Origin of the sequence: Phyllobacterium phragmitis, from assembly GCF_002980495.1 — a bacterium.
Lineage (GTDB): Bacteria > Pseudomonadota > Alphaproteobacteria > Rhizobiales > Rhizobiaceae > Paramesorhizobium > Paramesorhizobium phragmitis.
The window spans coordinates 46,332-59,088 of sequence record NZ_PVBR01000013.1; the positions used below are offsets into that span (position 1 = coordinate 46,332).

The window sequence follows — 12,757 nt, forward strand, 5'->3', positions numbered from 1 at the left end:
TTATACCCCGAGGGATTTAAGCTTCCGATGCAATGCGGAGCGTTCCATACCAACGAATTCCGCCGTACGCGAGATATTTCCGCCAAAGCGGTTTATCTGTGCGATCAGATATTCCTTTTCGAACAGTTCGCGCGCCTCGCGCAACGGCAGCGCCATGATGTGCTGATCGGATTCGGTCGGCGCCCGCGGCAGCGCATCGCCGATTTCGGCGGGCAGAAGGTCGGCCGTGATCAGCGCATCGGGATCGTCGCTGCGCGCCAGGATCATCAGGCGTTCCACATTATTGCGCAGTTGGCGCACATTGCCGGGCCAGCTATGAGCCTGAAGAACGGCCATGGCATCGGGCCCGATACGCCGCGGCTTGATGCCGGCCTGTCCGGCTATCTGCTGCATGAAGACATCGACCAAAACCGGAATGTCCTCTCGCCGCGCCGCCAGCGCTGGAACCATCACCGGCACGACGGCAAGGCGGTGAAAGAGATCCTCGCGGAAACGTCCCTCGGCGATCATGCCTTCCAGGTTCTGAGCCGTCGATGAAATGATTCGGACGTCGACCTTGACCCGTTTGGTGCCGCCGACACGTTCGAACTGCTGATCGACGAGCACGCGCAAGATCTTGTTCTGCGTCTCGCGCGGCATGTCGGCGATCTCGTCGAGATAAAGGATGCCGCCATGCGCCTCCTCGAGCGCTCCCACCTTGCGTTCGCCGCCATCCATCTCGGTGCCGAAAAGTTCGATCTCCATGCGTTCCGGTGTGATGGTCGCTGCGTTCACGGTGACGAAGGGGCCATGCATACGACTCGAAAGGGCGTGGATGGCACGCGCCACCATTTCCTTGCCGGAGCCCGAAGGTCCGAGAATCATCACACGGCTATTGGTGGGTGCAACACGTTCTATGGTCTGGCGCAGATGGTTCATGGCAAGGGAACTGCCGTGCAGTTCCAGGCTGTCGCCGCTCCGTTTGCGCAGGTCCGAAACCTGGCGCCTCAGCTTCGAGTTTTCGAGCGCCCGTTCGGCGATAAGGATGAGGCGATCCGCCTTGAATGGCTTTTCGATAAAGTCATAGGCACCACGGCGGATGGCGGAAACGGCCGTTTCGATATTGCCGTGGCCCGAAATCATCACCACCGGAAGTTCGGGGTGCCGGTTCTTGAGCTCGTCGAGCAACGCCAAGCCGTCGAGTCGGCTGCCCTGCATCCATATATCGAGAAACACCAGCCGCGGCACCCGGTCGTCGATTGCGGCCAGGGCGCTGTCGGCATCGTGGGCCGTCCTCGTTTCATGGCCTTCATCGCTCAAAATGCCAGCAACAAGTTCGCGGATATCCGCTTCGTCGTCCACTACCAGAATATCAGACGCCATTAGTTCACCTGCCCTGCCTTCGTATGGATTTTCTCACTGCTTCCCTCCGCTGCCGGAAAGATCATGCGGATCATTGCTCCCTTGCCATCATGAAAATCCGACGGTGCGTCGTGCAATTCCATATGGCCGCCATGCTCCTCGACGATCTTCTTGACGATGGCGAGACCAAGGCCGGTCCCCTTCTCCCGTGTCGTCATATAGGGCTCGAGGAGTCGTTGCCGGTTCTCGCCCGGCAAGCCCTTGCCGTTGTCGATCACATCGATGATGAGCGAATCGCGCTCGCGGAACGCGCGCACGAGGATATGACCGACACCGCGCTCCTCCTTCGCGGCAGCATCGATCGCCTCGCTGGCGTTCTTGATGACATTGCCGAACGCCTGTCCAAGCAGCCTTGTATCGAATTCGCCGATCAGCGGCTCGTCGCTGAAATCGCGTTCGAAACGGATATCGTTGCGGCTCACCTCGACCAGGAAAGACGCCTCGCGCAGCGCCTCGCGCAGGTCCATCGACTTTATTTCAGGCTTCGGCATGCGCGCAAAAGCCGAGAACTCGTCGACCATGCGGCCTATGTCGCCCACCTGGCGGATGATGGTTTCGGTGCATTGGTCGAACACCTCGCGATCCTCGGTGATGACCTTGCCGTAACGCCGGCGTATCCGCTCCGCCGACAGCTGAATCGGCGTAAGCGGATTCTTGATCTCGTGTGCGATGCGCCGCGCCACATCCGCCCAGGCTGAGGAGCGTTGCGCCTGGACGAGATCGGTGATGTCATCCACTGTCACAACATAGGAATGTTGATCAGAATCAGCGTCTTCAACGGTGATTTGAACGTTGAATGTCCGCGAGGTGCCGCCGCGTGTCATCGTAACCTGTTCGCGATGGACGGAACGCCGGGTCGCCCGCGTGACCTCGAACACCTGTCCGATCTCCGGTACGATGCCGGTCAAATCCTTGCCAATGGCTTCATTGGGATTGATGCCGAACATCTGCTCCGCGGAGGGGTTGACGATGCTGACCAGCCCGTCCGTATCGATTCCGATGACGCCGGCGGTAACGCCGGAGAGAACGGCTTCAGAGAAACGGCGGCGTTCGTCGATCTGGTCTTTCGCCGAGATCAGTTCGTTTCGCTGGCTTTTCAGCTCCGCCACCATATTGTTGAACGTGCCCGACAATGCGCCGACATCGCCATCGGAGCTTTTGACCGGCACCGATATGTCGAGATTGCCCAATGCCACGTCGTCTGCTGCGCCAATCAACAGGCGGATGGGACGCACCAATCGGTCGGCAACCGCAATGCCCGTCCAGATCGCCGAAAGCAGTACCACCAGCGTCAGGCCGAAATAGAGCAGCGCGAAGGCAACCTGCGTGGGAACGCGGTTGGCCTCCATCTCCTGGTAGAGTTCCGTATTGGCTTTCATCAATTTCATCGAATCGGTGTATTTCGGTTCGATGGCCCGGACCGTATAGAGATAGGCGTCGGGTATTTGCCGCATCCTGATGACTGCGCCGACAAACTGGCCGGCGTCGGCGTCGCCGGGCGGGATCATGACGGGAATTCCGTCCCTCGCCGTATAGAGCGTACCCGGTGGTGGCGGCGGTAGCCCATCCTCAGTGCCGAGATTGCTCTTGACTATGACATCACCATTGTCGCGCAGCAGAAAGGCGCCGAGAAGCCCACGCCCACGTGCCTGCAGCGACAGCATCCGGGCGAAACCGCCTCGGTCGAGGTTGTAGAGGACGCGTTGCCCGTCGAGATCATACTGCATAGAATAGGTCGAGCCCTGCAGGTTGCGCGCCGCCTCGATGATATAGGCGTCGGCGAGACTCTGCGAGGATTCGATGATTGTCCTGGTGTTTGTCTCGAACCAGCGGTCGAGGCCGAGATTGAGCGTCACCGATGCGACGATCGCCACGATGATCGCCGGAACCGCAGCTATCAGGCAGAAAAGCGCGACGATGCGTACGTGTAACCTTGCCGCAGCCTTGCCGTGCCGCCTCGCCTGAACGATGCGGTAGACTTCCCGGCAAATCAGCAGGATCAGGAACACGATCAACGCCACGTTGATGGTGGTCAGCACCAGCGTGACGTTGCGGTCGGGCGTGATCGGCGTAAGATCGAGAAGGATGACGAAAGAGACAGCGGCGGTCACCAGAGCCGTGACGACGGTGATGATGCCCGGCAAGGCCAACAGCTTGCGCCCCTCGCCATTATGCGAGGCAGCGCTCAACTGTCCGAAGAGACTCACCGGGTTAAATGCTGCCATGATCACCACGCTAAACGAATGCGTTGCACTGATGCAACGTAATGTGGCGAAAATGCAACATTTTCGATGGCGTCAGTGTTTTTTCACAGCTGAAATAGCTTAAACCTAACTGGCCTTTGAACCGCGATAGATATTCACACCCAGTTCGCGGATTTTCTTGCGCAGCGTATTGCGGTTGAGCCCGAGGAGATCTGCTGCCTTGATCTGATTGCCGCGCGTTGCGGTAAGGCAGGCCAGGATCAACGGATATTCGACTTCGGTCAGCACGCGCTGGTAGAGACCCGGAGGCGGCAGGTCGGCGCCGAAAGACGTGAAATAGCGCTGCATGTTGAGTTCGACCGCCTGTGCGATCGTCACATCTTCCGAAACGAGCGCGCCGCTGACAGGATCAGGCCCGTGCACATCCGATTTCAGCTCTGCTTCGATGACTTCCGGCGTGATTTCTTCCTGCGGGTAAAGAGCCGCCAGACGGCGCACCATGTTCTCCAGTTCGCGGACATTGCCCGGCCATGGATAACGGCGCATCAAATCGAATCCCGTCGTAGTAATGCGTTTTTCCGGCAGTCCCTCCTTCACGGCCTGCTTGAAGAAATGCCGCACGAGATCGGGAATGTCCTCGCTGCGCTCACGCAGCGGCGGCAGCCGTAGCGGCACCACATTGAGGCGGTAATAAAGGTCTTCCCGGAATAGCCCCTGGTTGATCAGGATGCGCAAATCCTTGTTGGTCGCCGCCACGATGCGCACGTCGGTCTTGATCGGGGTGCGCCCGCCGACCGTCATATATTCGCCCTGCTGGAGCACACGCAAAAGCCGCGTCTGAGCCTCCATCGGCATGTCGCCGATCTCGTCGAGGAACAGCGTGCCGCCATCTGCCTGCTCGAACCGTCCGCTCGACCGATTCTGCGCGCCGGTGAAGGCGCCCTTCTCATGGCCGAAAAGTTCCGATTCGATGAGATCGCGCGGGATCGCCGCCATATTGATGGCGACGAACGGCCCCTTGCGGCGGCGGCCATATTCGTGCAGCGCCCGGGCCACGAGTTCCTTGCCGGTGCCGGATTCGCCGGTGATCATGACAGTGAGGTCGGTCTGCATCATGCGCGCCAGGACGCGGTAGATATCCTGCATCGCAGGCGAGCGGCCGACGAGCGGCATGGTGTCGTTCTGTTCTTCGGCACTGCGTGCTTCAGGCTTTTTCTTCGGCTCCGCCAGGGCCCTTCCAACGATGCTGACCAGTTCCGTCAGATCGAACGGCTTCGGCAGATATTCGTAGGCGCCGGCTTCGGAAGCCTTGATCGCGGTCATGAAGGTATTTTGCGCGCTCATGACGACGACGGGCAGATCCGGACGCGATTTCTTGATGCGCGGTAAAAGATCGAAGGCGTTTTCATCCGGCATGACCACGTCGGTAACGACCAGATCGCCATCACCGCCGGAGATCCATCGCCAAAGCGTAGCCGCATTGGAGGTGACGCGCACGTCGTAACCGGCACGCGACAGCGCCTGGTTGAGGACCGTGCGGATCGCTGCATCATCATCGGCGACAAGTATGCTGCCAAGACTCATTCGTCAGTTCCTGTCGTATTGAGGAGAGAAGAGGTACCGGCGTCGCTTTCGGGGTCCTGTCCGCGCCATGCGGGCATGAGGATACGCAAAGTGGTGCGCCGGGGCTGTGAATCGCACTCGATCACGCCGCCATGATCACCGACGATCTTGGCGACGAGGGCCAGGCCGAGCCCGGAACCGTTGGGTTTGGTCGTGACGAACGGATCGAAAAGATGCGGCATTATATCTGATGGGACGCCCGGCCCCGTATCATGCACGCAGAACTCAAGCGGCAGCGCCACCCGGTCGCGCACGCCAGGCACCGAAAGCCGGATGCCCGGACGATAGGCGGTGGAAAGCGTTATCTCGCCCGGCTCCTCATGGCCGATGGATTCGGCGGCATTCTTGACCAGATTGAGGAATATCTGCACCAGCTGATCGCGGTTGGCATAAACCGACGGCAGCGATGGATCGTAATCCTCATTGAACCTGATATGGCTGGCGAAACCGTTGCGGGCGATCGCCTTCACATGATCGAGAACGACATGGATATTGACCGCCTCGCGATCGATGGGCCGCTCGTCGGAAAAAACTTCCATGCGATCGACGAGGGAGACGATCCTGTCCGTCTCGTCGGTGATCAGGGTCGTCAGCGAGCGATCCTCGTCACTGACGACGCTTTCGAGAAGCTGCGCCGCACCACGAATGCCCGAGAGCGGGTTCTTGATTTCATGCGCCAGCATCGAGGCAAGCCCCGTGACCGAACGCGCGGCACCCCGATGGGTCATCTGCCGGTCGAGCTTCTCAGCCATCGACTTTTCCTTGAAAAGGATAACGACGGAACCCGGAAATTCACTCACCGGCGTCACATAGATATCGACGACACGGTCGGTACCGAGCCGCGGTGAGGAAATATCGACGCGGTACTCATTTACCGGTGAAGGATGAGCCCGCACCTGCTCGACGAGTGCCTGAAGCGGACTGCCGAACGGTAGGAAGGATTGCAGTTTGTTGCGCGCCAGAATGTTCGAGCTCGAACGGAAAAACTGCTCCGCATCGGCATTGGCGAAAGAAATATAGCCTTCCGGGTCGACCATGATGACAGGATGGCTGATCGTATTGAGAACGATCGAGGCCATCGTGTCGGGCAATACGGAGTTTCCGCGTGCGGTCATCACGCCACCTTCTTCAGTTCGGTTGGTTGCGAGCCGCCGGAAAGGGCCTGCGCCAGTTTCTTGATGACAATGGCCGGATCGCCTTCCGTCATGATTGCGGCGCGTCCGGCGGTGGAAAGCTCACTACCGGCATGGCGGTCGAGATACCAGCCGAGATGCTTGCGCGCGTGACGGGTTCCGGTGGAAGAGCCATAGTGATTGAGCATTGCTTCATAATGCGCGATCACATAGTCGCAGATTGTGTCTGGTTTTGCGGTCTGTTCGGTCAATCCACAGGCAATCATCCCGGCAAGCCAGGGTTGGCCGTAGCATCCCCTGCCGATCATCACCCCGTCCGCGCCGGATCGCTCAAGAATCTCCTCGGCATCCGCCGAAGACAGAACATCGCCATTGGCGACGAGAGGAATGCTGATCGCCTGGCGCACCGCTCGAATAGCATCCCAATCGGCCTTGCCTTCATAGAACTGGCAGCGCGTGCGCCCATGCACCGCTACCATCCGGACGCCGGCATCCTCGGCCCGGCGGGCCAGTTCCGGCGCGTTGATGCTGTGTTCGTCCCAGCCGAGCCGCATCTTCAAGGTGACGGGCACGTGAACCGCCGCGACCGTCGCCTCGATCAGCGTCATCGCATGGTCGAGATCGCGCATCAGCGCCGATCCGGAATAGCCGCCCGTAACCTTCTTGGCGGGGCAGCCCATATTGATGTCGATGATATGCGCACCCTCGGCTTCGGCGATGCGGGCCGCCTCGCCCATCCAATAGGCCTCGCGTCCGGCAATCTGCACCACGTGCGTGGCGAGCCCCTCGCCTTTCATGCGCATCAGGCTTTCCCGGTCACGCGAGCAGAGTTCCGCGCTCGCCACCATTTCCGAAACCACCATGCCGGCGCCCGCCGCCCAGGCAAGCCGGCGAAAAGGCAGATCCGAGACACCCGACATCGGCGCCAAAAACACCCGGTTGCGCAAACGGACATCGCCTACGTATAAAGCCTCACCCAGAATGGTCACGTCGACTATGCCTGTTTCATGTGCATTTTTCCTGTCGCACAGTCTTTAGACAGGATGAGGGCTTTCCGCAAGGAAAAGCAGCGTTGACAATGGATGCTATTGATTCCTTCTGGTGTTTGGACGCCACAGGCTTTAATCGCAACTCGCTCTAGCATCAAATCAGAAGGCAATACGATCATAAGAGTAGCAGCCGTCATTGTCGCAGCCGGCCGGGGGGAACGGGCGGGACAGAGCACCGAAGGACCGAAGCAATATCGGTGGATCGGCGGCGAAGCCGTGCTTTCGCGCACGCTACGGGCGTTTCTCGACTGCCCGCATGTCGATCAGATCGTTTCGGTGATCCATCCGGAGGACCGGCATCTCTATGAACGGGCGACCGGCGCGCTCGGCGCAAAGGCAATCACCGTCATCGGCGGCCCGACGCGGCAGGAATCGACCAGGCTCGGATTGCTGGCGCTGATCGAGCATCAGCCGGATTTCGTCCTGATCCATGACGGCGTGCGACCCTTTATCGCGCAGGAACTGCTGCAGCGCATCATCCAGACGCTCCACCCCGCGATCAGCGTGCTTCCGGCACTCGCGGTGTCCGACACACTGAAGCAGGCGGGTCCCGATGCGCATGTGCTTGCCACGGTGCCGCGTGCCGGACTTTATTCTGCACAGACCCCGCAGGCCTTTCCATTCGAACCAATTCTCGACGCCCATGAAGCCGCCTATCGCGCCGGGCGGTCGGATTTCACCGATGATGCAGCCATTGCCGAATGGCACGGATTGGCCGTGCGCGTGGTAGAAGGCTCGGCCGACAACACGAAACTGACCTGGGCAAAGGATATCGAAATGGCCGACAAGCGTTTTGCGCAGGATCATGGCGGATTTCCCGATATCCGGACCGGCAATGGCTATGACGTCCATGCCTTCGAGCCCGGCGATCACGTGACGCTGTGCGGCGTGAAAATACCCTACACATTGAAACTATCAGGCCATTCGGATGCCGATGTGGGCTTGCATGCGCTGACGGACGCGCTGCTCGCCACGCGCGGCGCCGGCGATATCGGCACGCATTTTCCGCCATCCGATCCGCAATGGAAGGGCGCGGCTTCCCGCATCTTCGTCGAGCATGCAGCGAGCATCGTCAGGCAGGCCGGCGGGCGCATCGCCAATGCGGATATCACGCTGATCTGTGAGGCGCCGAAGATAGGTCCGCACCGCGAGGCGATGACTGCGGTCCTGTCGCAGATGCTGGGCATCGCGCCGGAGCGCGTCTCGATCAAGGCGACGACCAACGAGAAGCTCGGCTTCGTCGGACGCGGCGAAGGCATCGCCGCGATCGCCACTGCAACCGTCATCTACCCCGGCGAGGTGCCGGAATGAGCGGCAAGATCGCCGAGGAAAAAGCCGTCGCCGTGCTCGATGCCTGCCGCCGGGCCGGCATCATGCTGGCAACAGCGGAATCATGCACGGGCGGTCTGATCGTAGCAGCGCTGACCGATATCGCAGGATCGTCCGACGTGGTAGATCGCGGCTTCATCACCTATTCCAACGAAGCCAAGGAAGAGATGATCGGCGTCCCCGCCCCGCTTATTGCGAGGCTCGGCGCGGTATCGAAGGAGGTGGCGCTTGCCATGGCCGAAGGTGCACTCTCCCATTCCAACGCCGATATATCGGTCGCGGTCACCGGCGTTGCCGGGCCGGGCGGCGGTTCTCCGGAAAAGCCCGTTGGCCTCGTGCATATTGCGGCAGCGCGCAAAAACGGCGCTGCACTTCATCGCGAATGCCGTTTCGGCGAAATAGGACGCGACGGCATCCGCCAAGCGACCGTGCTTGCGGCGCTCGATCTGGTGCTTGAGGCGCTCGAATAGATTTTCCGCCTGGCGGATGATCTAGCCATAAATCGCGTCGGCGCGTCGTTCGAAGGCTTCTGAGAACTTACGGAAGGCGATGTCGAACATCGTTCCCATCAGCAGGCTGAGCGTACGGCTCTTGAACTCATAGTCGATGAAGAACTCTATCTCACAGGACGAGCCGTCGCCAATGGGCCGGAAAGCCCAGCGATTGTCGAGATAGCGGAACGGTCCGTTGATATATTTCACGTCGATGATGTTTTCTTCCGGGTTGAGAAACACCTGGCTGGTGAAGGTTTCCCGGATGAGCTTATAGCCGACCGTCATGTCGGCGACGAGCAAGGTTCTGGCGCCCCGCTCCTTGCGCGAGCGCACCGTCAGCGCCTCGCACATCGGCAGGAACTCGGGATATTTCTCGACATCGGCAACGAGCGCGAACATTTCCTCCGCCCGGTGCCGGACCTGCCGTATCGTGGTGAACTGGGGCATGCGGTATCAGGCCTGTCCTGAAATCTGTGCTTCACGTGCCGCCCTGAGCTTGGCGAAATCCTCTCCGGCATGGTGCGAGGACCGGGTGAGCGGGCTGGACGCCACCAGCAGGAACCCCTTGGTCCGCCCGATCGTCTCATAGGATTTGAATTCATCCGGTGTGACGAAGCTGATGACCGGATGGTGCTTGCGCGATGGCTGGAGATACTGACCGATGGTCATGAAATCCACGTCGGCCGAGCGAAGATCGTCCATCAGCTGCAGCACTTCGTTACGCTTCTCGCCCAATCCGACCATGATGCCGGACTTGGTGAAGATCGTCGGATCGAGTTCCTTGACCCGCTGCAGCAGCCGGATCGAATGGAAATAGCGGGCGCCCGGACGCACCTTCAGATAGTTCGAAGGCACCGTCTCGAGATTGTGGTTGAACACGTCAGGCTTTGCCTTGACCACGATCTCGAGCGCGCCGTCCTTGCGCAGGAAATCCGGCGTGAGGATTTCAATCGTGGTTTTCGGCGTCGCAGCCCGGATCGCATGGATGACATCGGCGAAATGCTGAGCCCCCCCATCATCGAGATCGTCGCGGTCGACCGATGTGATGACCACATGGTTCAAGCCCATCTGCTTGACGGCTTTCGCGACATTTTCCGGCTCTTGTCGGTCGAGCGCCGTCGGAATGCCGGTCGCGACGTTGCAGAAGGCGCAGGCGCGGGTGCAGATCTCGCCCATGATCATGAAGGTGGCGTGCTTCTTGTCCCAGCATTCACCGATATTGGGGCAGCCCGCCTCTTCGCATACCGTGACGAGATTATGCGAACGCACGATCTCGCGCGTCTCGCCATACCCCTTCGAGGTCGGCGCCTTCACCCGGATCCAGTCCGGTTTTTTCAGAATTTCGGAATCCGGCCGGTGCGCCTTTTCGGGATGACGCTGACGTCTCGTGTCGTTGACCGTGTCCAGAACCGTAACCATGTGCTTTCCTGACCGCCTTTACTGCGGGTTTTTCGATTGAAGACGACCGAATATCCACAAGATGATGATGGCGCCGGCGATCGCCACGATCAGATTGCCGGCAAAACCATAAAATTGGATGTTGAGGACGTTGGCCAGGGCCCCGCCCACGAAAGAACCGGCGATACCGACCAGAATGTTGGTCAGGAACCCGTGATTGCGCTTCAGCGAGCGCTCCGCGACATAACCGGCCAGGAAACCGATGATCAGCATTCCGAAAAATCCGACGCCGGGCATGTTCATGAGGGATTGCGTTTCGTTCATTGCCTGTCCCTGACAGCGATCTCGTCGCCGGTTTTCTTCATCGTCTTGCCGCCTCGCCCAATGCTCGGAAAACCAGCATCCAGATGAGCCCGAACATGAAACCTGCGATGCCGAGTGCCGCAGCGAGCGACCAGACGCCGAACCAGCCCGATAGTTCCATACCATTGGCCGATATGGTGTTTCCGGAAAGATGACTCAAGACACCCGTCAGAAAGCCAAGGAAGATGCCCGTCACGGTCGATCCCTTCAGGACCGGCCACGACGCTCTTATCCAGGGCTTTCCGTCATCGATCAGCGGCAAACGGCTTCACTCCGATCATGCGTTCAATACCCGTCCATAGGCGTCGAGCACGCTTTCCTTCATCATCTCCGAAAGTGTCGGATGCGGGAAAACGGAATGCATCAGCTCTTCTTCCGTGGTTTCGAGGTTCATCGCGACCACGAAACCCTGGATGAGTTCGGTGACTTCCGCGCCGACCATATGGGCGCCCAGAAGCTGGCCGGTCTTCTTGTCGAAGATCGTCTTGACCAGCCCCTGATCCTCGCCGAGCGCGATCGCCTTGCCGTTGGCCGCGAACTGATAGCGCCCGACGCGGATATCGTAGCCCTGCTCCTTGGCCTTCGCCTCGGTGAGGCCCACGGAAGCGACCTGCGGATTGCAATAGGTGCAGCCGGGGATCTTGTCCTTCTCCAGTGGATGGACGTTCGGTACGCCAGCGATCTTCTCGACGCAGATCACGCCCTCATGCTCGGCCTTGTGCGCCAGCATCGGCGGGCCCGCGACATCGCCGATGGCATAGATGCCCGACACGTTGGTCTTGCCGTAGCCGTCTGTTGCGATGCAGCCTCGCTCTGTCTTGACGCCAAGCGCCTCCAGACCGAGATTTTCGATATTCCCCTGCACGCCGACGGCCGAGATGAGCCGGTCGGCCGTGATCTGCTGCACCTTGCCGTCCTTGGTTTCGATATGCGCCGTCACCGAGTTCGACGCCTTGTCGACTTTCGTCACCTTGGCGTCGGTAATGATCTTGATGCCCTGCTTTTCGAACTGCTTGCGGGCGAAAGCGGATATCTCGGCATCCTCGACCGGCATGACATTCGGCAGAAGTTCCACAACCGTCACGTCCGCGCCCATGGTGCGATAGAAGGAGGCGAATTCGATGCCGATCGCGCCCGAGCCCATCACCAGGAGCGATTTTGGCATTTCGGGCGGAACCATCGCTTCGAAATAGGTCCAGATCAGCTTGCCGTCCGGTTCGATGCCGGGCAATGCGCGCGGCCGGGCGCCAGTGGCGACGATAATGTGTTTCGCCGTATAGGTACCATCGCCAAGCGTTCCCTTTGGAACCGGATTCTGGGGCTCCATCGGCTTCTTGGAGGATTTCGAGACGACGATCTCGGCCGGCTGACCAGCAGTCGAAGCTTTGGTGAGCTTCGCCTCCCCCCAGATCACGTCGATCTTGTTCTTCTTCATAAGAAAGGCAACGCCGCCATTGAGACGGGCAGATACGCCGCGTGAACGCTGCACGACCGCCTTGATATCGGCGCTGATCTTGCCTTCCAGCACCAGGCCATAATCTTTGGCATGTTCGCCATAATGCAGGATTTCCGCCGAGCGCAGCAGCGCCTTGGTCGGAATACAGCCCCAGTTGAGGCAGATGCCGCCCAGATGCTCACGTTCGACGATCGCCGTCTTGAGGCCAAGCTGCGCGGAGCGAATAGCAGTGACGTAACCACCCGGTCCCGAACCGATAACAATGACGTCGTAGTTGTTTGCCACCGTGTTTCTCCTTGGTCCTGTT

12 protein-coding genes are annotated in these 12,757 nt (G+C 59.8%); 2 read left to right on the forward strand and 10 right to left on the reverse strand.

Annotation, left to right across the window (positions count from 1 at the left end):
• From ntrX to dusB, 5 genes are all read right to left on the reverse strand, one after another.
• Entirely contained in the window at positions 1-1,362 is a 1,362-nt protein-coding gene (gene ntrX, locus C5748_RS17265; protein WP_105743177.1) for a nitrogen assimilation response regulator NtrX, read from the reverse strand.
• Entirely contained in the window at positions 1,362-3,626 is a 2,265-nt protein-coding gene (locus C5748_RS17270; protein ID WP_105743178.1) for a sensor histidine kinase NtrY-like, read from the reverse strand. The genes ntrX and C5748_RS17270 overlap by 1 nt, the downstream gene beginning before the upstream one ends.
• A 105-nt stretch (positions 3,627-3,731) precedes the next feature.
• Entirely contained in the window at positions 3,732-5,189 is a 1,458-nt protein-coding gene (gene ntrC, locus C5748_RS17275) for a nitrogen regulation protein NR(I) (RefSeq protein WP_105743179.1), read from the reverse strand.
• Complete coding sequence (locus C5748_RS17280; protein WP_105743180.1) at positions 5,186-6,343, reverse strand: two-component system sensor histidine kinase NtrB; 1,158 nt, start codon at positions 6,341-6,343, stop codon at positions 5,186-5,188. Before C5748_RS17280 ends, ntrC begins: the two co-directional genes overlap by 4 nt.
• Complete coding sequence (dusB, locus tag C5748_RS17285; protein ID WP_280953489.1) at positions 6,343-7,350, reverse strand: tRNA dihydrouridine synthase DusB; 1,008 nt, start codon at positions 7,348-7,350, stop codon at positions 6,343-6,345. Before dusB ends, C5748_RS17280 begins: the two co-directional genes overlap by 1 nt.
• A 153-nt stretch (positions 7,351-7,503) precedes the next feature.
• On the opposite strand from dusB, the gene C5748_RS17290 reads away from it, so the two are divergent.
• Both C5748_RS17290 and C5748_RS17295 read left to right on the forward strand, forming a co-directional pair.
• Positions 7,504-8,721 carry a bifunctional 2-C-methyl-D-erythritol 4-phosphate cytidylyltransferase/2-C-methyl-D-erythritol 2,4-cyclodiphosphate synthase gene (locus C5748_RS17290; RefSeq protein ID WP_425350273.1) on the forward strand — a complete coding sequence of 406 codons (1,218 nt, stop codon included), beginning with the start codon at positions 7,504-7,506 and terminating at the stop codon, positions 8,719-8,721.
• Positions 8,718-9,209, forward strand: a complete 492-nt coding sequence (locus C5748_RS17295) for a CinA family protein (RefSeq protein ID WP_105743183.1) — start codon at positions 8,718-8,720, stop codon at positions 9,207-9,209. The genes C5748_RS17290 and C5748_RS17295 overlap by 4 nt, the downstream gene beginning before the upstream one ends.
• Before the next feature lie 21 nt (positions 9,210-9,230).
• On the opposite strand, the gene C5748_RS17300 is transcribed toward C5748_RS17295, so the two are convergent.
• The 5 genes from C5748_RS17300 to lpdA are packed head-to-tail and all read right to left on the reverse strand — an operon-like array spanning position 9,231 to position 12,735.
• Positions 9,231-9,680, reverse strand: coding sequence for a type II toxin-antitoxin system RatA family toxin (locus C5748_RS17300; RefSeq protein WP_105743184.1), 450 nt, complete (start codon positions 9,678-9,680; stop codon positions 9,231-9,233).
• A 6-nt stretch (positions 9,681-9,686) separates the two neighbouring features.
• On the reverse strand, positions 9,687-10,652 hold the full coding sequence (gene lipA, locus C5748_RS17305; RefSeq protein ID WP_105743185.1) for a lipoyl synthase: 966 nt from the start codon (positions 10,650-10,652) through the stop codon (positions 9,687-9,689).
• Positions 10,653-10,670: 18 nt separating this feature from the next.
• The gene (locus tag C5748_RS17310; RefSeq protein WP_105743186.1) at positions 10,671-10,955 is read right to left on the reverse strand and encodes a GlsB/YeaQ/YmgE family stress response membrane protein; all 285 of its coding nucleotides are present in this window, start codon (positions 10,953-10,955) and stop codon (positions 10,671-10,673) included.
• 37 nt (positions 10,956-10,992) lie between these two features.
• Entirely contained in the window at positions 10,993-11,256 is a 264-nt protein-coding gene (locus C5748_RS17315) for a hypothetical protein (RefSeq protein ID WP_105743187.1), read from the reverse strand.
• Positions 11,257-11,271: 15 nt separating this feature from the next.
• Positions 11,272-12,735 (reverse strand): dihydrolipoyl dehydrogenase, encoded by a 1,464-nt coding sequence (gene lpdA, locus C5748_RS17320; RefSeq protein WP_105743188.1) that lies wholly within the window; start codon positions 12,733-12,735, stop codon positions 11,272-11,274.
• Between the last annotated feature and the right edge of the window lie 22 nt (positions 12,736-12,757).